This window comes from Polaromonas sp. CT11-55, assembly GCF_047303325.1.
GTDB lineage: Bacteria > Pseudomonadota > Gammaproteobacteria > Burkholderiales > Burkholderiaceae_C > Polaromonas.
The window spans coordinates 154,262-174,396 of record NZ_JBKBEX010000002.1; the positions used below are offsets into that span (position 1 = coordinate 154,262).

Below are 20,135 nucleotides of genomic sequence, written 5' to 3' on the forward strand. Positions count from 1 at the left end.
AAGGAGCCCGGCATGAAACGCAGATTGTTGAATCAACTTGCCTTGTTGGGCGCCGGCGCGTTGTTGTCGGGTGTTGTCCATGCGCAATCCGACAAGCCCATCTCGCTGGTGGTCGGCTACTCCGCGGGCGGCAGTGCCGACCTGGTCGCGCGTGTTGTCGGCACCGAGCTGTCCAGGCGCCTGGGGCGACAGGTCATTGTCGAGAACGTGGCTGGCGCCAGCGGCATGATCGCCGCGCAGAAAGTGCTCAATGCACCGGCTGACGGCAACGTCATCTACATGGGCGGCACGGATACCGTGCTCGTGCCCATGGTGAATCCGAAGTCCAGGCTTGACTGGGAGAAGGACCTTCTGCCGGTGGGACGAATGACCACGGTGCCGCTGGTATTCGCCGTTCCCTCGGGCTCCCCTTACGCGTCTTTGTCCGACCTGGTGGGCGCGCTGCGCAAGAGCGGCAAAGAGAGCTTCAACTACGCAACCCCCGGAGTTGCGACGATGCAGCATATCTATGGTGCGCTCATCAACAAGCAAGCGAAGGTAGAAATGCTGCACATCCCCTACCGCGGCGGCGCACAGATCGCGAATGATCTGGTCGGCGGCCAGGTGGACAGCGCAGTGCTGGTCTTGTCTACGGCCATGCCGTTTCTCAAGGACGGGAAAATCAAGGCCCTCTCGGTGTCTGACGGTGCCCGCGTTGCGCAATTGCCGAACGTCAAGCGCATCGGCGAGGAAGAGGGGTTCAACGGCATTTCGCTGCCGCTCTGGCAGGGCCTGTTTGTGAAATCGGGAACTTCTCCCGCCATCGTGGCCGCTTATGAGAAGGCATTGGTGGAAGCGCTTGCGCAGCCCGATGTGCGCGCCAAGCTGGCGGATGCTGGCATCTCGGTCGCACCAATGACCGGGCGCGAGATGCGCGCGTTCATCGGTCCTCAGGCCACGCTGTACCGCGATATCGTGAAGACTGCAAAAATCACGATGGAGTGATGGGTACGGCTTTTTTTGCCAGGGCCGACCGTCGCGAGCCGGTCGCCGGGTGGCATTCCCCGGCCTGGCCGCGATCAACTCCGAGGAATTGATGGCTGCAGTTCCCACCAGTCCTCACGGCAACGAGCGGCTTTTGGCTGACATTGGCGGAACCAACGCTCGGTTCGCGTGGCAGAACGGCGCCGGGGAGTCCATCAATCACATGGAGATCTTGCCCTGTGCCGGATATCCGACGCTTGCGGATGCGATGCGGCATTACCTGGCGATCCTGGGACGGAACGCGCCCGCGAATTGCGCAATCGCCATTGCCAATCCCGTGTTTGGCGACCAGGTACAGATGACCAACCATCACTGGGCTTTTTCCATTCGCGCGTTAAAGGTGCAATTCGGTTTCACGACTTTGCGCGTGCTGAATGACTTCACCGCTCTGGCCTTGGCCTTGCCGGGTCTCGGCCCGGCGGAACTGCGTCAGGTGCAGGGTGGGCAAGCGGCCCCTCTCGCCGCAAAGGCCCTGATCGGCCCCGGCACCGGCTTGGGTGTGTCCGGATTGCTGCCTGATGGCCGCGGCGGATGGGTAGCGATCGAGGGTGAAGGCGGCCACGTCACCTTGCCGGCCTGCACGGCGCGAGAGCAGCAGCTGCTTCAGTGGTTCACCTCCCGGTATGGCCACGCTTCGGCCGAGCGCGCTGTGTGCGGCCAGGGGCTGGCCGATATCCACCGCGCTGTGCAGGAAATCGACGGGGCGAAGGTAGTTGCCGAATTCGGTGCCGCGGATGTGGTGGCAGCGGCCATGGAGCACGGCGATTCGCAGGCGCTTGAGGCGCTCGAACTGTTTTGCGCGTTTCTCGGAACGGTTGCCGGCAATCTGGCGCTTACGCTGGGTGCGCGTGGCGGGGTATACATAGGCGGCGGCATTGTTCCGCGTCTGGGTGAGGTTTTCAATTGCTCGGCGTTCAGGCAGCGCTTCGAGGCGAAAGGCCGTTTCGCGCGACAGCTGTCGGAAATACCTGTTTATGTGATTCAGGCAGGGCAGTCACCGGCGTTTCGTGGCGCTGCGGCGGCGCTGGAAATTGACCATCCGCAGTGACCCATGCTTTCCGGAAAGGCTGCCGGCTATGCCGGTTCGACCTTCTCGCCCTTAGCTAGGCTGTCCAAGTAAAAGGAACTCCATGAGTGCCTTCTGCGCGTGCATCCTGTTTTGGCTTCGGCACGCAGCCCCTGGCCGCTTCACGTGCGCTTTGCGCACATGAGCCTGCGCCGAAACAGCATGCCGGCGCTACCGCGCCGACGCTCGCGTGTTACGCGAGCTGCCCGAGCAGAAGGAACTCCATGAGTGCCTTCTGTGCGTGCATCCTGTTTTCAGCCTCGTCCCAGACCACTGATTGCGGGCCGTCTATGACGTCGGCTTCGACTTCCTCGCCGCGGTGGGCGGGCAGGCAGTGCATGAAGAGCGCATCAGGCTTGGCCGCGCGCATCATTTCGGTGTCTACGCACCAGTCGGCAAAGGCCTTCTTGCGCGCTTCGTTTTCGGCTTCGTAGCCCATGCTGGTCCAGACGTCGGTGGTGACCAGGTCGGCGCCGGCGCAGGCCTGCATCGGGTCCTTGAAGACCTTGTAGCTTTCGGCCGAGCGTATGCCGGCGATGGACTGGTCCACCTCGTAGCCGCCCGGTGTGCTGACGTGCACCTTGAAGCCCAGGATCTCACTGGCCTGCAGCCAGGTGTTGGCCATGTTGTTGCCGTCGCCCACCCAGGCCACCGTCTTGCCCTTGATGGAGCCGCGGTGCTCGATGTAGGTGAAGATGTCTGCCAGGATCTGGCAGGGATGGAATTCGTTGGTCAGGCCGTTGATGACGGGCACGCGCGAATGCTCGGCGAAGCGGTCTATCTTGGTCTGCTCGAAGGTGCGGATCATCACCAGGTCGACCATGCGGCTGATGACCTTGGCGCTGTCTTCAATCGGCTCGGCCCGGCCCAGCTGGCTGTCGCCGGTGGTCAGGTGCACCACGCTGCCGCCCAGCTGGTACATGCCGGCCTCGAAGCTCACGCGGGTGCGGGTCGAGGCTTTCTCGAAAATCATGGCCAGCGTGCGGTCGACCAGCGGCTGGTGTTTTTCGTAGGTCTTGAATTTCTTCTTGATGATGGCGGCGCGCTCGAACAGGTAAGCGTATTCCGCCGCATTCAGGTCGCTGAACTGCAGGTAATGCCGCACGGGAGCGGGCGTGGTGGGGATCACAGTGGTCACGCGTTTTTCTCTTTCAACAACTGCTTGATCAGCGGAACCAGGATGGCCACCGCCTCGTCGGCCTCGGCCGTGGTCATGATGAGCGATGGCACCATGCGGATCACGGTGTCGGCGGTCACGCTCAGCAGCAGGCCGTTCTCGGCGGCGCGGCCCAGCAGCTCGCCGCAGGGCACGGCCAGCTCGATGCCCAGCATCAGGCCGCGGCCGCGGATTTCCTTCACGCCCTTCTCGCTGGCCAAGCCGCGCGCCAGCGCCGCACGCAGGTGCTCGCCCACCTTCACGGCATTGGCCAGCAGGCCTTCTTCTTCCATGATGCGCAGGGTTTCCACACCGGCCCGCATGGCCAGCGGGTTGCCGCCGAAGGTGCTGCCGTGGTTGCCGGGGCCGAAGATGTGGGCGGCCTTGGGGCCGGTGACCACCGCGCCGACCGGCACACCCGAGCCCAGGCCCTTGGCCAGCGGCATCACGTCGGGCTTGATGCCGGCCCACTGGTGGGCAAACCACTTGCCGGTGCGGCCCATGCCGCACTGCACTTCGTCGATCATCAGCAGCCAGTCGCGTTCGTCGCAGAGCGCCCGCACTTCGCGCAGGTACTCGTCCTTCATGCTGTTGATGCCGCCTTCGCCCTGGATGGCCTCAAAGAACACGGCGACCACATTGGGGTTGTTGGCAGTGGCGGCCTTGAGCGCATCGATGTTGTTGAGCGGCACGCGGATAAAACCTTCGACCAGCGGGCCGAAGCCGGCCTGCACCTTGGGGTTGCCGGTGGCGCTCAGGGTGGCGATGCTGCGGCCGTGGAAGGCTTTTTCGTAGACGACGATTTCCGGGCGCTCAATGCCTTTGTCGTGGCCGAACTTGCGCGCCAGCTTGAGCGCGGCTTCGTTGGCTTCCAGCCCGGTGGAGCAGAAGAATACGTTTTCCAGGCCCGACAGCTCCACCAGTTTGGCGGCCAGGGTTTCCTGCAGCGGCACATGGTAGTAATTGGAGCTGTGGATGAGCTTGGCGATCTGGTCTTGCAGGGCCGGCACCAGTTTGGGGTGGTTGTGGCCCAGGGTGTTGACGGCAATGCCGCCCAGCGCGTCGAGGTAAGCCTTGCCGTTGACGTCCCAGACGCGGCAGCCCTGGCCATGGTCCAGCGCGATGGGCAGGCGGCCGTAGGTGTTCATCACGTGAGGGGAGGCGGCTTCGATGTGCTTGGGCAGGGCTGCGGTCATGGAAAACTCCGGAACAAGGGCTGTGACAGTGCGGAAAATTCGAGGCCCGCAGCAGTTGATGCGGGCCTGGGCTGATTTTAGGCGCAGACTTTGCGGCCTTTTGTGACGTTCCTGCATCACTGCAATGCAAGCGCCCGGGCGCCGCTCGCTATCGCCGGCATTGAAAATTTGTCTTCCAAGTCTTATATAAGAGTCAGAGTTACGCTAGAATTGTTGTGCGCTGCAGCATGGGGTGCGATCCCACCCTTTCCCATGCCGGGCAGCGCAAAAAACCCTCCACCCGATGGTCTCCAACACCGCCAAAGAAGTCTTTATCCAGGGTATTACCCGCGACGGCAAAACCTTCCGGCCCAGCGACTGGGCCGACAGGCTGTGCGGTGTGATGAGCCATTTCCGCCCGGGCGGCCCCCAGCCCGGCAGCCACCTGACCTACTCCCCCTGGTGTGTGCCCACCGTCATCAACGGCGTGAAGTGTGTGGTCGTCAATTCGGAGTTGCGCGAAGCCGAGCCCATGGCCTGGGATTTCGCCATCAATTTCGCCAAGGACAACGACTTGCAGATGGCCGAAGCCTGCCTGCTGCCCGACCAGCCGCCCAAGGGCTGACTGAGGTTTTTGAAGCGCCAACAAAAAAGCCGTCTTTCGACGGCTTTTTTGCTTTGCTGCAGCGCACCCTACAAAACGGCGGACGGTATTTTCGTTGGAAAGATGCCGTCCGGGCGATTTGCCTAATTGCTTAGGCGGCCTTTGCGGGGGCCAGTGCCAGGGCTTTCACCTTGGCGGACAGGCGGCTCTTGTCGCGCGCTGCCTTGTTCTTGTGGAAGATGCCCTTGTCGGCAACCGTGTCCACAATGCTCTGGGCCTTGGCGAACAGGTCCTTGGCTTTGTCTTTGTCACCGGCTGCAACGGCTTTTTCGACGTTTTTCACAGCGGTACGGTATTTGGAGCGCAGCGAGGTGTTCGCGGCGTTGAGTTTGACGTCCTGGCGGACGCGTTTGCGGCCCGACGCAAGGCGCGGGTTCTTTTTCTTGGGTTTGGCGGTAGCCATATATGTATTCCTTTAATCCTGGGGAGGAGTCTGTGGATGTTGCAGCAAAGCCTTAAATTATAGCAGCCCCCACGGTCGCTCACTTCGAGCCTGCGGCGGCTCCCTGCCCCTTGCACTGAGGAAGGGGCCGCCCGCCTGCGGCCCGGCAAAGCCGGTTCCGCGTCTCTAACTTGGTTTTACGCGGCTCGCTTCGCATTGCGCCTGGGTTAGGCCCGTCTTGGCTGCAACTTTATCGGGTTCTTGGCTTTTGGCCGCATAAACTCCCGGGGTGTCATTATTCAAAGCCGCTTCCACCGTTTCCCTGCTGACCCTGGCCTCGCGCATCACGGGTCTGGTCCGGGACCTGCTGATGGCTTCGGTATTTGGCGTCAGCGCCATGACCGACGCCTTTAACGTCGCCTTTCGCATCCCCAACCTGTTCCGGCGGGTGCTCGGCGAGGGGGCTTTCAGCCAGGCTTTTGTGCCGGTGCTGGCGGCTTGCAAGGCTGAGCAAGGGGAAGAGGGCGCCAAACAGCTGATTGACCACGTCGCGACCCTGCTGACCTGGACGCTGGTCCTGCTATGCGTGGCGGGCGTGCTGGCCGCGCCGCTGATGGTCTGGGCCATGGCCAGCGGCTTGAAGCCGCAGGGCTACAACGCCGCTGTGGTGATGACCCGGTGGATGTTCCCTTACATCGGCTTCATGTCGCTGGTCGCGCTGGCCGGCGGCATCCTCAATACCTGGCGCCGGTTTGCCGTGCCCGCCGCCTCGCCCGTGCTGCTGAACCTGGCGCTGATAGGCTCCATCACCCTGGGGGCCCCCTGGTTCGCAAGGAACGGCATCGAGCCGATCTATGCCCAATGCGTGGGGGTGATGGTGGGCGGCATCCTGCAACTGGGCCTGCAACTACCCGCGCTGCGGCGCCTGGGCTTGCTGCCGCGCATAGGCGCCAGCTTTGCGGCCCTGCGCCAGTCCTGGAACGACCCGGGCACGCGCAAGGTGCTGTCCCTGATGCTGCCGGCCCTGCTGGGTGTGAGCGTTGCGCAGATATCGCTGCTCATCAACACCCAGATCGCCTCGCACCTGGCTATCGGCAGCGTGAGCTGGATCACCTATGCCGACCGACTCATGGAGTTTCCCACCGCCATGCTGGGCGTCGCCCTGGGGGTGGTGCTGATGCCGCAACTGGCCGCCGCGCGCGGCAGCCAGGACGAGGCGCGCTATTCCTCCATGCTCGACTGGGGCTTGCGCCTGGTGATGCTGCTGTCTGTGCCCTGTGCCGTGGCCCTGCTGGTTTTCTCGCAGCCGCTGGTCGCGGTGCTGTACCACTATGGCGCGTTCAGCGACCTTGACGTCCAGCGCACGACGGCGGCCTTGACCAGCTATGGCGTGGGGCTGATGGGCATCGTGGCCGTCAAGGTGCTGGCGCCGGGCTTTTATGCCCGGCACGACATGCGCACGCCCATGCGTATTGCCGTCTGCGTGCTGGTGTTCACCCAGGTGCTGAATTATTTTCTGGTGCCCCTGCTGCAGCATGCGGCCCTGACCTTGTCGATCGCCATTGGCGCGCTGGTCAATGCCCTGTGGCTGCTGCTAGGGCTCTTGAAGCGCGGAAGTTACAAACCGCTGCCGGGCTGGGGCAAATTCGCGCTGCAGGTGGGCGGCGCCAGCGCCTTGCTCGCGGCCTTTTTGCTGTGGGCCGCCGGGGCGGTGAGCTGGGTCGCGCTGAAAAGCCACTCCCTGGAGCGCATCGGCTGGCTGGCGCTGGTGCTGCTGGCCTCGGCGCTGCTGTATTTCACGGCGCTGTGGGTGTCCGGCCTCAAGGTCACAAAGCTGCTGAGACATTGACGGGCGGCATGCTCTGGGCACCGAGCGGCATTTTCCGGATGCCTTTTTGCGCCGGTTTATGAGAAAGTAGGGGCCATGCAATTAAATCTGGCTGTACCGTCACCATTGCAATATTTCTCCAGCCTGGTGGAAAGCGACGAGCATTTCCCCCTTCTGGAAGCCGCCATCAGCCTGGCGCAGGACGAATACCCCGACCTGGATGTGCAGCAGGTATTGGGCGACGTCGACCAGCTGCTGGCCCGGCTCAAGCGCCGCCTGCCGGCTGACGCGCCGGCGCTGCAGCGGCTGCGCGCGCTGAACCAGTTCTTTTTCCACGACCTGAACTTTGGCGGCAACGTCAACGACTACTACGACCCCGACAACAGCTACCTGAACGCGGTGCTGCGCACGCGCCGCGGCATTCCCATCACGCTGGCCGTGCTCTGGCTGGAGCTGGCTCTGGGCCTGGGCCTCAATGCGCGCGGCGTGGCCTTTCCGGGGCACTTCATGGTCAAGGTCAACCTGCCCAAGGGCCAGGTGGTGATAGACCCGTTCAGCGGCCAGTCGCTGAGCCGCGAAGAACTGTCCGAGCGGCTCGAGCCTTTCCGGCAGCACGGCGGCAGCCCGGGCGACGAATTCGAGGTGCCCATGGGCCTGTACTTGCAGTCGGCGCCGCCGCGCGAGATCATCAGCCGCATGCTGCGCAACCTCAAGGAAATCCACAAGACCCAGGAAGACTGGCAGCGCCTGATTCCGGTGCAGGACCGCCTCATCGTGCTGCAGCCCGAAGCCTGGGCCGAATACCGTGACCGCGGCCTGGCCTGGGCCGCCCACGGCGAACCGGACCGCGCGATGGCCGACCTGGAAATCTACCTGGCCAATGCCGAAGACGCGCTCGACATCGACGCCATGGCCGAGCGCCTGGCCCAACTGCGCCAGGGCCGGCACTGAGCTTTGCGGCGCTTAAAGCAGCTCGATCTCGCTGAGCGTGAGAAAGCAACTCTCGCGCGTGATCGCCACAAAGTCGGCCAGCCAGGGCCGGCCTGAGGTGGCCTCGGTGCACGCCACATACAGGCGGCCGGTCAACCCTTTTTTACCGATGGGCCTGGCGCTTACATAGCCGCGGTCCAGGTAGCTTTGAACCGCCCACTTGGGCAGCGCGGCGACGCCGCGGCCGCTGGCCACCAGCTGCAGCATGGCAATCGTGAGTTCGGTGGTGCGGCGCGCGGGCTTGACGCCGGCCGGCTCCAGCACCTGGCGCACCACATCCAGCATTTCGTCCGGAACCGGATAGGTGATCAGCGTCTCCTTGGCGAAGTCTTTGGCCGTGAGGTGCGTTTTGGCCGCCAGCGCATGGTGGTTGGCCAGCAGCGCCGTGATTTCAAAACGGAACAGCGGATGGAAGTCGACAGTTTCATCGGCATCGGCCTCCGACACGATGGCGATGTCGGCGCGGTCTTGCAACACCAGCGCGATCGGGTCGGGGTGAAAGCCCGAGACGATGTCGAGTTCCACCTCGGGCCAGCGCGTGCGAAAGGCATCCATGGCCGGCATCAGCCAGTCAAAACAGGTATGGCATTCAACCGCGATGCGCAACTGGCCGGAGCGCCCCGTGGCCAGCCGCGCCACGTCGCGTTCGGCCTCTTCGACCTGCGGCAGCACCGCATCGGCCAGTGCCAGCAGGCGAAGGCCCGTGGTGCTGAACTGCGGCGGCACGGACTTGCGCTCGAACAGCGGCGCGGCATAGCGGTCTTCAAGCAGCTTGACCTGGTGCGACAACGCCGACTGCGTGAGGTTGAGCAGCTGCGCTGCGCGCACCAGGCTGCCGCTGTCGCGCAGGGCCGTCAGGGTACGCAGGTGGCGCAGTTCAAGAATGGAGAAGGTCATGTCCGGCTTGTGGGTGAATCAAATGTGATTCAGGTGTGAATCAATAATTTTCATGTTGAAAGGCAATATCTTTCGTTTGAATAATAGTTGAATCTGGCCGACCATGGCGTTCTTTGTTGATTCGCAAACGGGAGATAGCCTGCATGGTCCATACACACACCCTGGGTTTTCCGCGCATGGGCGCGCACCGGGAACTGAAGTTCGCGCTCGAAAAACACTGGCGCGGCGAGATAGACATTGCCGCGCTGGAAGCCGCCGGCGCCGAGCTGCGCGAGCGTCATTGGGCGGTGCAAAAAGAAGCGGGCCTGGACTTCGTGACAGTGGGCGACTTCGCTTTTTACGACCATGTGGCCAACCACATCCAGATGCTGGGCTGCGAGCCGGCGCGCTTTGGTTTCACCGGCCAGGAGCCCGCGCTGAGCCGCTATTTCGCCATGGCGCGCGGCGTGAATGCCGGTGTCGGCCACAGCCACAGCGCGGACTGCGGCTGCGCTGAAGGCGGCGCCGGCGGCGGCAGCTTCGCGCTGGAGATGACCAAGTGGTTTGACACCAATTACCACTACCTGGTGCCGGAGTTCAGACCGGACACCGAGTTCAGCCTGGCCTCTGAACGCCTGTTTGACGAAGTCGGGCAGGCCCAGGAGGCCGGCCATGCCGTCAAGGCCGTGCTGCTGGGGCCGCTGAGCTTTTTGTGGCTGGGCAAGGAAAAGGTGCCGGGTTTCGACCGCTTCAGCCTGCTTGAGAAACTGCTGCCGGTGTACGAAAAAATCCTGGCCCGTCTCAAGGACCAGGGCGTGGAGTGGGTGCAGATGGACGAACCCATCCTGGGCCTGGACTTACCGCCCGCCTGGAGCCAGGCTTTTGAGTCCAGCTACTGGCGGCTTGCACGCAAAGGCGTGAAGCTGCTGCTCGCCACTTACTTTTCGCCGCTGCAAGAAAACTTGCGCATGGCCTGCCAGCTGCCGGTGGCGGGCCTGCACGTCGATGCGGTCCGCGCGCCCGAAGAACTTGTCGGTGTGGCCGACTGGCTGCCAAGCCACAAGGTGCTGTCGGTGGGCATCATCGACGGCCGCAACATCTGGCGCACCGATCCCGATGCCGCCCTGGCAAGGCTGCGGCCGGTGGCCGAAAAACACCGGGGCGAGCTCTGGCTGGCGCCTTCGTGTTCGCTGCTGCACGTGCCTTACAGCCTGCAGGCCGAGGACACGCTGGATGCCGAACTCAAGTCCTGGCTGGCCTTCGCGGTGGAAAAGTTGTTTGAGCTGCGCATGCTGAAGGCCGCACTCGAAGGCCGCGAAAGCTCGGTGCAGGCCGAACTGGCCGCCGCCCGCCTGGCCGCCCAGGCGCGGCGCCACAGCCCCCGCGTGCACCGCGCCACCGTGGCGGCGCGGCTGGCCCGGGCCGCCGTGGGCGCCGACCAGCGGCCTTCGCCTTTCAGCCGGCGCCAGCAGCTGCAGCGGCAACGTTTTGCGCTGCCGCTGTTTCCGACCACCTCGATAGGCTCGTTTCCACAGACCGCCGAGATACGCGCCGCGCGCGCGGCCCTCAAGCGCGGCGAGATCGGCAAATCGCAGTACGCCGAAAAAATGCAGGCCGAGATCCGCCTCGCCGTGCGCAAGCAGGAAGAGTTAGGCCTGGACGTGCTGGTGCACGGCGAGGCCGAGCGCAACGACATGGTCGAGTATTTCGGCGAGCAGCTCGACGGCTTTGCCTTCACGGCCAAGGGTTGGGTGCAGTCCTACGGCTCGCGCTGCGTGAAGCCGCCGGTGATTTACGGCGACGTGGCGCGCCCCGCGGCCATGACGGTGGCCTGGACGGTGTATGCGCAAAGCCTGACCAAGCGGCCCATGAAAGGCATGCTGACCGGCCCCATCACCATCCTGCAATGGTCTTTTGTGCGCGACGACCAGCCGCGCAGCCTGACCGCCGCGCAGATCGCCTGGGCGATACGCGACGAGGTGGTGGACCTGGAGGGCGCGGGCATAGGCATCATCCAGATCGACGAGCCGGCGATACGCGAAGGCCTGCCGCTGCGTCGCGCCGGCTGGAAACCTTACCTGGAATGGGCCACGCGCGCCTTCCGCATCAGCGCCAGCGGTGTGGCCGATGGAACCCAGATCCACACCCATATGTGTTATTCCGAGTTCAACGACATCCTGCCGGAAATTGCGGCCATGGACGCCGACGTCATCACGATTGAAACCAGCCGCTCCGACATGGAACTGCTGCGCGGCTTCGGCGACTTCAAGTATCCGAACGAGATTGGTCCGGGCGTCTACGACATCCATTCGCCGCGTGTGCCCACGGTGGACGAGATGGTGCGGCTGCTGCGCAAGGCGGCTGCGGTGATCCCGGCGGAAAACCTCTGGATCAACCCCGACTGCGGCCTCAAGACCCGCGGCTGGCCCGAGACCGAGGCGGCGCTGGGCAATATGGTGCAGGCCGCGCGCGAAGTCCGCGAAGAACTCGCCGCTGCCTGACGGCGGGGCCGGTGCGGCGCCTCAGGTGGCGCGTTTGAGGAACTGCGGGATCTGCAGGCCGTCGGGCGAATTCATGTTGCGCGACATGGCCGGCGTGCCGGCGGCCTGGACAGGCCGGACCACGGCGCGGGCCGTGCTCTGGGCGGACATCCGGGCGCCGTGCAGCAGCGATTCCTGGGCCGGCATCAGGCTGCCGGGCAGGGAACTGCCCAGGCGTGAAGCTGTTTCCACTTTTTGTACAGGTGACGGGTTGAGCGGCCTGGCGCCCAGCGTCGCGGCGACCGAGGGCCGGGGCGCGATCACCCGGGCCGGGGCCTTGGCCACTGTCCTGGCCTGTGCCTGTTCGGGGGCGTCGTTGGCCGCCTGCGGCGGGTACAGCGTAGGCCTGAGCCAATTCAGTATGGGTTGCCATTGCGCCAGGTCCGGCGCGGCGGCGCTGGCCGGCAAATCGAACATCGTCATGCCGCGCTCCAGGCTGCGCACATACAGCTGGGTTTCACGCAGCGCGCCCAGGAAAGGCATGCCCAGGCCTTCGGACCATTCTTCCAGGACTTTTGCCGCGCTGGTGCGCCCGTCTATGCGCATGCCCACGGTGGCGAGGCGGCAGCGGCCGCTGGCCACGCGCGGCAGGGCCATCAGGTCGGCATGGCACTGCGCGGCCGACTCGCGGTCGAACATGGAATTGCACACCGGCATGACGATGGCGTCGGCGAACATCACGACGCGCGCGAGTTCGAAGCCGTGCATGCCGCCTGGTGTATCGAGCACCACGTGCGTGATGCCCGTGGGCACGCGCAGCATGTTTTTCTGGTCCACGGCCCAGGGGGCAATGGCGGGGAGGTCGGCGCCGCGGCGCTTGAGCCAGCTGCGCGCCGATTGCTGGCGGTCCACGTCGCCCAGCATGACCGAGCTGCCGTTGCGCGCGCACCATGCGGCAATGTGCGCGGCCAGTGTGCTTTTGCCACTGCCTCCCTTGCGGTTGACGACTGCGATGACCGGCATGAGCGCTCCAAAGACAGACCAGTAGAACAGTTTGATACAGAAATAACAAAAAGTCCAGCGCAAGCCAATTGGCATCGGTCCCCGCAGCTAGTGTTTTTGTAGCGCTGCCGGCGGGCCGTCCTGCGCCTGCCTGAACCATCCCTTGAGCCAGCGGCAGAACACCCGGGCGGTTTCCGGGGCTGTGCTGCGCGGGTTGATATAGGCCGAATAACTGGCGTCGCCGCGTACCACCACAGGCGAGGCCCGCAGCAGATGGCCGCGGCGCAGTGGCTCGGCCACCAGCAATTCGGGCACCACCAGGTGGCCCATGCCGCCCGTCGCCGCGGCTATCGCCAGGAAGTAGTGGTCGAAGCTGGCGCTGACATGGATGCCGGTCGCCTGAACGCCCAGCTGGGCCGACCAGGCGGCCAGCACGTCGGGCCGTGACTGCGCCGCGAGAAACTGCCACTGGCTGATGGGCTGGTGCGCGAACTTGCGGCAGCGCGCGGGCGAAGCCACGCACACCAGGTTTTCGGCGGCCAGCAGCCAGTGCTCGGCGCCGGCAATGGCCAGGTCGCGCGTGACCAGCACGTCGTAGCTGTCGCCCGCGTCCGGCGGCGAGAGCGAGGTCACCAGGTCCACCGCCACCGGGGCCTCGGGTTGGAAGCCGGGCAGGGCGGGAATCAGCGTGGTCATCGCAAAAGTGGGCAGCGAGGTGCGCACGATGAGGCGGGCGCCGGCCTGACCTTGCGCCAGCTGGCGGGTGGCCAGCTCTATGGTCGAAAGGGCTTCCTGCACCGTGTCGAAATACAGGCGCCCCGCATCGGTCAGGCGGACCGAAGTGCCGCTGCGCGCGAACAGGGGCTGCCCGAAGTAGCGCTCCAGCGTGGCCACATGGCGACTGACGCCGCCCTGGCTCATGCCCAGTACGCGGCCGGCGCGGCTGAAATTGAGCTGGCGCGCGGCTTCCACAAACACCCGCACCGCGTTGAGCGGCAGTGTCTGGGGACTCGAGTCATCTGTTTTACTCATCATTTGCGGTCGCTTTCCTCATGGTTTTGAGTGTGATATTGAGGAAATTCAAGGATTATGGCGGTTGTTCAATTTATTTACTGATCACATTTGCTCATCATTTATCGCCAAAGGTTGTACCCCATGCCTCTTGTTTTGCACAGCTGCCCCGGCGGCACCCTGCTTCTGCCCGACGCCCTTTTGTGCGACCGCCGCGACGGCGGCCACCTGGTCGTCAACCCGCCGCGGTCGGTCTGGGAGCGCAGCGAACTGGCGCCGCTGGAGCTGGCCCACTGGTCCTGCCTGGTGGCCGCCACGGGCCGCGCCATGCTGGACGTGCTGCCCGCCCTGAACGATGGCTGCCTCAATTACTGGGAGGCGGGCAACTGGGCGCTCAACGACCAGGCCCCGCCCGCCGGGCCCAAGAACGTGCAGGCGCATCGCCGCGTGCACCTGCACGTGCTGGGGCGCAACCGGCGGTCGGCGCATCCCGACTGGCGCTGGGGCGAGTCGCCCAAATTCCCGCGCTGGGAGGACATGGCGGCCTGGGCGTCGGGATTCGAGCCGCTCACCGCAGCGGAATGCGAAGCCGTGGCCGGGCGCGTCAAAACCCTGCTGGACAGCCGATTCCGCCTGCCCGAGACCGGTGCCGGCACACCAGCATGAGCGCCCAGACGCTGGCGCTGGTGCTCGCGGGGGCGGTGTGCCACGCGCTCTGGAATATCGTGGCCAAGCGCGCGGCCGGCGGCCTGCTCTTTATCTGGCTGTTCGGCTGCGTCAGCATGGCGGCGGCGGCGCCGGTGGCCCTGCTCGCATGGCATCAACACCCCCAGGCCTTTGACGGCTGGATGTGGCTGGCGGCGTTGGCCAGCGCGCTGCTGCACCTGGTGTATTCGCTGGTGCTGCAAAAAGGCTACCGGGTGGCCGATTTCGCCGTGGTCTATCCCATGGCCAGAGGCACCGGGCCGCTGCTCGCGGTGCTGGGCGCCGTGGCCTTGCTTGGCGAGCTGCCCAGCGCACTGGGCTGGCTGGGCGTGGCCCTGGTGCTGGCGGGCGTCTTCATGACCTCCGGTGGCGCGGCGGGCATTGTCGGCAGCGGGGACGCGCGGCGGCGGCGCGGGGTGCTCTGGGGCGGGCTGACCGGCCTGTGCATTGCCGGCTATACCGTGGTCGACGGTTGGGCAGTGAAGTCCCTGGGCATGGCGCCGGTGCTGTTTTATGCCGCGGGCCTTGGTTTTCGCACGGTGCTGCTCGCGCCCTGGGTGTTGCCGCGGCGCGCCTTGCTGGCGGCGCAATGGCGGCAGCACCGCACGGCCATCTTGCTGATCGGCCTGCTCTCACCGTTGGCTTACTGCCTGGTGTTGTTCGCCGTGCAGTCCGCGCCGCTCAGCTACGTAGCCCCGGTGCGCGAGATGTCCATGCTGATAGGCACGCTGGTGGGTGCCCGGCTGCTCAAGGAACCCCTCAAGCCTTCGCAGGTGCTGGGCGCGGCGCTGATGCTGTTGGGTGTGGCGGGGCTGGCGCTGGCTTGATCCGGCAGGGATCAGGCGGCCGCCGGTAGCCGCAGTGACTTGCGCCAGATGCCCAGCAGCGCCAGCGCCGCCAGGCTGAACACGGCGCCCGCGGCAAAGGTGGCCGGCGCGCCCAACTGGTCCCAGAGCACGCCGGCCAGGGTGCTGGCCAGCAGCAGCGCCAGGCCGCTGGCGAGGTTGAAGAAACCGAAAGCCGTCCCACGCAGGTCGGACGGCGCCGTTTCGGCCACCATGGTGGCGAGCAGGCCCTGGGTCATGGCCATGTGCAGGCCCCACAGCGCGATGCCCACGCCCGCGGTGCCCCAGTGGCTGCCGGCGGCCAGCAGCAGGTCGGCCGCCACCAGCACCCCCAGGCCCCAAGCCAGCAAGGCGCTGTGGCTCATGCGGTCGGCCAGCTTGCCGAAAGGGTAGGCGCCCAGGGAATAGACCGCGTTCATGGCCACCAGCACCAGCGGCGCGTAGGCCACCGGCAGGCCGCCCTGCATGGCGCGCAGCAGCAAAAAGGCCTCGCTGAAACGCGCCAGCATGAAGACCGCACCCAGCACCGCCACGCGCCAGTAGGGCGCGCCCAGGCGCTTGAGGTTGGCGCGGCTGATGGGGTTCAGGCGCGGGGCATCCGGCGCGCGTTCACGCTCTGGCTCGCGCACGCCGAACAGCAGCAGCGCCACCGCCAGAAAACCAGGAATGACGGCGACCCAGAACACCGCGCGGAAGTCGTTGGCCCACAGCAGCATCAGGCCCATGGCCAGCAGCGGCCCGACAAAGGCACCCACGGTGTCCAGCGACTGGCGCAGCCCGAAGGCTGCGCCGCGCATGCCGGGCGGGGCCAGGTCGGCCACCATGGCGTCGCGCGGCGCGCCGCGTATGCCCTTGCCCACGCGGTCCACCAGGCGGGCGCTGAGCACCAGCCCTGTGGTCGCGGCCAGCGCGAACAGCGGTTTGGAGGCCGCGCCCAGGCCGTAGCCCAGCAGCGCCAGCGGTTTGCGTTTGCCCCAGTAGTCGCTGAGCACGCCCGAGAACACCTTGACGATGAGGGCCGTGGCTTCGGCCAGGCCCTCGATGAGGCCGACGGCCCACAGGCTGGTGCCCAGCACCGTGACCATGAAGACGGGCAGCAGACTGTGGATCATCTCGGAGGAGATGTCCATCAGCAGGCTGACGAAACCCAGCGCCCAGATGGCCGCCGGAAGGCGCTGGCGAGGGGGTGCGGGGTGCGGTTCGGATTGCGGCATGGGTGTCTGGCTTGCCGCGCCGAGGTATTTAGCCGACGGTGACGGCGGCGCCGTCGCCCTTGGCGGCGATCACGCCGATCTCATACACCTGCTCGCCTGCGTCGCGCAGGGTCTTGGCCGTGGCTTGCGCGTTGGCGGCGTCCACCACCACCACCATGCCGATGCCGTTGTTGAAGGTGCGGTTCATCTCGAAGTCGTCAATGCCGGCGGTTTTTTGCAGCCAGGCGAACAGCTCGGTTTGCGGCCAGCTGCCCTTTTTGAGGTGGGCGGCCGTGCCTTCGGGCAGCACGCGGGGAATGTTCTCGAGCAGGCCGCCGCCGGTGATGTGGGCCAGCGCCTTGATCGGGTGGGCGGCCAGGGCGGCCAGCACGTTCTTGACGTAAAGGCGGGTGGGTTCCATCAGGGCCTGCTTGAAGGGCTTGCCGTCCAGGGTTGCGGGGGCATTGCCGGCAGCGCGCTCTATGCACTTGCGCACCAGGCTGAAACCGTTGGAGTGCACGCCGCTGCTGGCCAGGCCCAGCACCACGTCGCCGGCTTTCACGTCCTTGCCGGTCAGGATTTTCGATTTTTCAACCGCGCCCACGGCAAAGCCGGCCAGGTCGTATTCGCCGGCCGGGTACATGCCGGGCATTTCGGCGGTTTCGCCGCCTATCAACGCGCAGCCGCTGAGTTCGCAGCCCTTGGCGATGCCGCCGACAACGCTTGCCGCCGTGTCGACGTCCAGCTTGCCGCAGGCAAAGTAGTCGAGGAAAAACAGCGGCTCGGCGCCTTGCACCAGCACGTCGTTGACGCTCATGGCCACCAGGTCTATGCCCACGGTGTCATGCATATTCCATTCAAAGGCCAGCTTGAGCTTGGTGCCCACGCCGTCGGTGCCGCTGACCAGCACCGGCTCCTTGTAGCGCTTGGGTACCTCAAACAGCGCGCCGAAGCCGCCTATGCCGGCCAGCACGCCTTCGCGCATGGTTTTTTTGGCCAGGGGCTTGATGCGTTCAACCAGCGCGTCGCCCGCGTCGATGTCAACGCCCGCGTCTTTGTAGCTCAGGGGGGAAGAGGAGGAGGTGGTCATGGTGTCGGCTTTGCTACGGGTAGGGGCGGTAAGGGCGGTAGGGGGGCGAATGAGGGGCTGGAAGCCGGGTTTGCGGCGCTGGAGGGGCCTGCAAGCCCGATAGAATTCAGCCTGAGATTCTAAAGGCTACCCATCCGGCCGCTTTCAGGCCCCATCCGGCCTTGTTCCGGCAAGCTCAACCCAAGGCTTTATGCAATTCACCACCGCCCAAAAACGCGCCGCCGCCTGGTGCCTGATCGCTGGACTGGTCGTCCTCGCGCTGTGGCTGCTGGGGCCGGTGCTCACGCCCTTTGTGGTGGCCGCCGTGCTGGCCTATGCGTTGACGCCCCTGGTCAACCGGCTGGACGACATGGGCAAAGGCCGCCTGCCGCGCGTGGTGGCGGTGGTCATCGTCGAATTCCTCTTCATCGTGGTGCTGCTGAGCCTGTTCTTGCTGATCGTGCCCATCATGGCCAAGGAGCTGCCCGTGCTGCGCGAGCAGGTACCGCTTCTGGCGGACAGGCTCAACAGCAGCCTTTCTCCCTGGCTGGCGCAGTTCGGCATCCATGTGGCGCTGGACGTGGGCAGCATCAAGGCCTTTGTGCTCAAGTACCTCAATGCCAACTTCGAGGACCTGTTCGGTTCGCTGATGTCCTCGCTCAAGCTGGGCGGCAGCGTGGCGCTGGCCGTGGTCGGCAACGCCGTGCTGATCCCGGTGGCGCTGTTTTACCTGCTGATGGACTGGGACAAGTTTGTCGCCCGCGTGCTCGAGCTGGTGCCGCCCCACCTGCGCGGCGGCTTCGACAGCTTTACCGAAGAGGCCGACGCGGTGCTGGGCCAGTACCTGCGCGGCCAGTTGCTGGTCATGCTGATCATGGCGGTGTTTTATGCCGTGGGCCTGGCCCTTTTCGGCCTGGACCTTGCCGTGCCTATCGGCGTCTTTACCGGCCTGGCGATGTTCATCCCCTACCTCGGCTTCGGCCTGGGCCTGTTGCTGGCCGTGCTGGCCGGCCTGCTGGAATTCGCCTCGCTCAAGGCGCTGGTCATGGTGGCCGTGGTGTATGGCGTGGGGCAGTTGCTGGAAAGCCTGTACCTCACGCCGCGCCTGGTGGGCGAGCGCATAGGCCTGCACCCGCTCGCGGTGATTTTTGCCCTGCTGGCCTTCGGCCAGATATTCGGCTTTGTTGGCGTGCTGGTGGCGTTGCCGGCCAGCGCCGTGTTGCTGGTGGGCATACGCCGCCTCAAGGCAAGCTATATGGGCAGCCGGCTTTACCAGGCCGGTCCGGGATAAACACATGGCGGGCATGAAACAGATTGCGCTGGACATCGGGCTGGCTTCGGCCCCCTCGTTCGCCAATTTTTTCGGCGGGCCGAACGAGGCCGCGCTCAAGCACCTGGAACTTTGGGCCGGCAACACGCTGCGCTCGCCCGTGCCCACCTACCTCTGGGGTGAGGCTGCCAGCGGCAAGACCCATTTGCTCAAGGCCGTGCGCGAAGCGCTGCGCGAGCAGGGCGCCTCCAGCGGCTGGATGGACGCCTCGCTGCTGGAGCCGCCCGAGTTCAACGAATCCTGGGCTGCCGTCATCCTCGACGAATGCCACCTCTACACAGCGGTGCAGCAGCAGGCGGCCTTCAACTGGTTTGTCAATGCGCTCAGCGCGTCCGACGGCCGGCCGCGCTGGGTGCTGGCCGCCGGCAATGTGCCGCCTGCCGACCTGGCGCTGCGCGAGGATTTGCGCACCCGCCTGGGCTGGGGCCATGTGTTCGCCTTGCAGGCGCTGACCGAACCCGAGCGGCGCGCCGTGCTGCGGCGCGAGGCCGACGCGCGCGGCGTGTTCCTGAGCGACGACGCCATGGACTTCATGCTCACCCGCTTTTCGCGCGACCTCGGCAGCCTGATGCAGCTGCTGGACCAGCTCGACGGCTACGCCCTGCAAACCAAGCGCGCCATCACCATCCCCCTGATCAAGTCCATGCTGGAGAGTGAATGACGGGCAAGAAAAAGATGGCTTTGTTCGATCTGGATCACACGCTGATCCCTATCGATTCCGACTACGAGTGGGGCGAATTCACCATCGCGCTGGGCTGGTGCGACAGCACCGAGTTCAAGCGGCGCAATGCGGAATTTTTCGAGCACTACCGCGCCGGCACGCTGGACATCCACGACTACGTGCGTTTTGCCACCCAGGCTATCCGCGAGCAGGGCGCGTCCAATTCAGCCGCCGCCCATGCCCGCTTCATGCGGGAAGTTGTGCAAAAAGCCATTACCCCCCAGGCGCTGGCATTGGTGGACGGGCACCGCGCAGCGGGCGACGAGCTGGTCATCGTCACCGCCACCAATGAATTTGTCACGCGGCCCATTGCCGAGGCTTTCGGCGTCAAGGAACTGATCGCTGTGGAGCTGGAACGGGACGCTCAGGGCTGGCTGACCGGTGAAATCCTGGGTACGCCCTCGGCCCGTGAAGGCAAGGTCACCCGCGTGGAACAATGGCTGGCGGCCCGCAAGCTTGGGTGGGACGAGGTGGAAACCACGTTTTACACCGATTCCCTGAACGACCTGGCCCTGATGGAGAAGGCGACCCACCCCGTGGCCACCAACCCCGACGCACGCCTGCGGGCGCTGGCGGTGGAGCGCGGATGGCGCATACTTGAGCTGTTTACCTAGTTATC

19 protein-coding genes are annotated in these 20,135 nt (G+C 65.3%); 11 read left to right on the forward strand and 8 right to left on the reverse strand.

The window, feature by feature from the left end:
• Positions 1–12: 12 nt before the first annotated feature.
• Both ACEN8I_RS02515 and ACEN8I_RS02520 read left to right on the forward strand, forming a co-directional pair.
• Positions 13–984: a Bug family tripartite tricarboxylate transporter substrate binding protein gene (locus ACEN8I_RS02515; protein WP_413325937.1), complete on the forward strand. Its 972-nt coding sequence runs from the start codon at positions 13–15 to the stop codon at positions 982–984.
• A 91-nt stretch (positions 985–1,075) separates the two neighbouring features.
• Positions 1,076–2,071 (forward strand): glucokinase, encoded by a 996-nt coding sequence (locus tag ACEN8I_RS02520; RefSeq protein WP_413325939.1) that lies wholly within the window; start codon positions 1,076–1,078, stop codon positions 2,069–2,071.
• A 211-nt stretch (positions 2,072–2,282) separates the two neighbouring features.
• Here the strand turns inward: ACEN8I_RS02520 and argF are convergent, their stop codons facing one another.
• Together argF and ACEN8I_RS02530 are read right to left on the reverse strand one after the other, a co-directional pair.
• A complete protein-coding gene (gene argF, locus ACEN8I_RS02525; RefSeq protein WP_413326379.1) occupies positions 2,283–3,218 on the reverse strand; it encodes an ornithine carbamoyltransferase in 936 nt (311 codons plus the stop codon).
• A gap of 5 nt (positions 3,219–3,223) precedes the next feature.
• On the reverse strand, positions 3,224–4,441 hold the full coding sequence (locus tag ACEN8I_RS02530) for an aspartate aminotransferase family protein (RefSeq protein WP_413325941.1): 1,218 nt from the start codon (positions 4,439–4,441) through the stop codon (positions 3,224–3,226).
• 283 nt (positions 4,442–4,724) lie between these two features.
• Between ACEN8I_RS02530 and ACEN8I_RS02535 the strand changes: the two genes are divergently transcribed.
• The gene (locus tag ACEN8I_RS02535) at positions 4,725–5,045 is read left to right on the forward strand and encodes a DUF3579 domain-containing protein (RefSeq protein ID WP_413325943.1); all 321 of its coding nucleotides are present in this window, start codon (positions 4,725–4,727) and stop codon (positions 5,043–5,045) included.
• Between the two features lie 130 nt (positions 5,046–5,175).
• Here the strand turns inward: ACEN8I_RS02535 and rpsT are convergent, their stop codons facing one another.
• Entirely contained in the window at positions 5,176–5,487 is a 312-nt protein-coding gene (gene rpsT / locus ACEN8I_RS02540) for a 30S ribosomal protein S20 (protein WP_007864125.1), read from the reverse strand.
• 268 nt (positions 5,488–5,755) lie between these two features.
• Here rpsT and murJ point away from each other — a divergent pair, with 268 nt between their 5' ends.
• Complete coding sequence (gene murJ / locus ACEN8I_RS02545) at positions 5,756–7,315, forward strand: murein biosynthesis integral membrane protein MurJ (RefSeq protein ID WP_413325946.1); 1,560 nt, start codon at positions 5,756–5,758, stop codon at positions 7,313–7,315.
• Between the two features lie 75 nt (positions 7,316–7,390).
• Complete coding sequence (locus ACEN8I_RS02550; protein ID WP_413325948.1) at positions 7,391–8,245, forward strand: SirB1 family protein; 855 nt, start codon at positions 7,391–7,393, stop codon at positions 8,243–8,245.
• 12 nt (positions 8,246–8,257) lie between these two features.
• On the opposite strand, the gene ACEN8I_RS02555 is transcribed toward ACEN8I_RS02550, so the two are convergent.
• On the reverse strand, positions 8,258–9,181 hold the full coding sequence (locus ACEN8I_RS02555) for a LysR substrate-binding domain-containing protein (protein ID WP_413325951.1): 924 nt from the start codon (positions 9,179–9,181) through the stop codon (positions 8,258–8,260).
• A gap of 143 nt (positions 9,182–9,324) precedes the next feature.
• On the opposite strand from ACEN8I_RS02555, the gene metE reads away from it, so the two are divergent.
• A complete protein-coding gene (metE, locus tag ACEN8I_RS02560) occupies positions 9,325–11,661 on the forward strand; it encodes a 5-methyltetrahydropteroyltriglutamate--homocysteine S-methyltransferase (RefSeq protein WP_413325953.1) in 2,337 nt (778 codons plus the stop codon).
• A 21-nt stretch (positions 11,662–11,682) separates the two neighbouring features.
• On the opposite strand, the gene ACEN8I_RS02565 is transcribed toward metE, so the two are convergent.
• A complete protein-coding gene (locus tag ACEN8I_RS02565; RefSeq protein WP_413325956.1) occupies positions 11,683–12,663 on the reverse strand; it encodes a ParA family protein in 981 nt (326 codons plus the stop codon).
• A gap of 87 nt (positions 12,664–12,750) precedes the next feature.
• Positions 12,751–13,677 (reverse strand): LysR family transcriptional regulator, encoded by a 927-nt coding sequence (locus tag ACEN8I_RS02570; RefSeq protein ID WP_413325959.1) that lies wholly within the window; start codon positions 13,675–13,677, stop codon positions 12,751–12,753.
• Positions 13,678–13,797: 120 nt separating this feature from the next.
• On the opposite strand from ACEN8I_RS02570, the gene ACEN8I_RS02575 reads away from it, so the two are divergent.
• Entirely contained in the window at positions 13,798–14,319 is a 522-nt protein-coding gene (locus ACEN8I_RS02575) for a hypothetical protein (protein WP_413325962.1), read from the forward strand.
• Positions 14,316–15,185 (forward strand): DMT family transporter, encoded by an 870-nt coding sequence (locus ACEN8I_RS02580; protein ID WP_413325964.1) that lies wholly within the window; start codon positions 14,316–14,318, stop codon positions 15,183–15,185. The genes ACEN8I_RS02575 and ACEN8I_RS02580 overlap by 4 nt, the downstream gene beginning before the upstream one ends.
• An 11-nt stretch (positions 15,186–15,196) precedes the next feature.
• Here the strand turns inward: ACEN8I_RS02580 and ACEN8I_RS02585 are convergent, their stop codons facing one another.
• Positions 15,197–16,417, reverse strand: a complete 1,221-nt coding sequence (locus ACEN8I_RS02585; RefSeq protein ID WP_413325966.1) for an MFS transporter — start codon at positions 16,415–16,417, stop codon at positions 15,197–15,199.
• A 28-nt stretch (positions 16,418–16,445) separates the two neighbouring features.
• On the reverse strand, positions 16,446–17,486 hold the full coding sequence (purM, locus tag ACEN8I_RS02590; protein WP_413325968.1) for a phosphoribosylformylglycinamidine cyclo-ligase: 1,041 nt from the start codon (positions 17,484–17,486) through the stop codon (positions 16,446–16,448).
• A gap of 190 nt (positions 17,487–17,676) precedes the next feature.
• Between purM and ACEN8I_RS02595 the strand changes: the two genes are divergently transcribed.
• From ACEN8I_RS02595 to ACEN8I_RS02605, 3 genes are read left to right on the forward strand one after another with little or no spacing between them, the layout of a single operon-like run.
• Entirely contained in the window at positions 17,677–18,756 is a 1,080-nt protein-coding gene (locus tag ACEN8I_RS02595; protein WP_413325970.1) for an AI-2E family transporter, read from the forward strand.
• A gap of 13 nt (positions 18,757–18,769) precedes the next feature.
• Positions 18,770–19,456, forward strand: a complete 687-nt coding sequence (gene hda / locus ACEN8I_RS02600; protein WP_413325973.1) for a DnaA regulatory inactivator Hda — start codon at positions 18,770–18,772, stop codon at positions 19,454–19,456.
• Complete coding sequence (locus ACEN8I_RS02605; RefSeq protein ID WP_413325976.1) at positions 19,453–20,130, forward strand: HAD family hydrolase; 678 nt, start codon at positions 19,453–19,455, stop codon at positions 20,128–20,130. Before hda ends, ACEN8I_RS02605 begins: the two co-directional genes overlap by 4 nt.
• Positions 20,131–20,135: the final 5 nt, after the last annotated feature.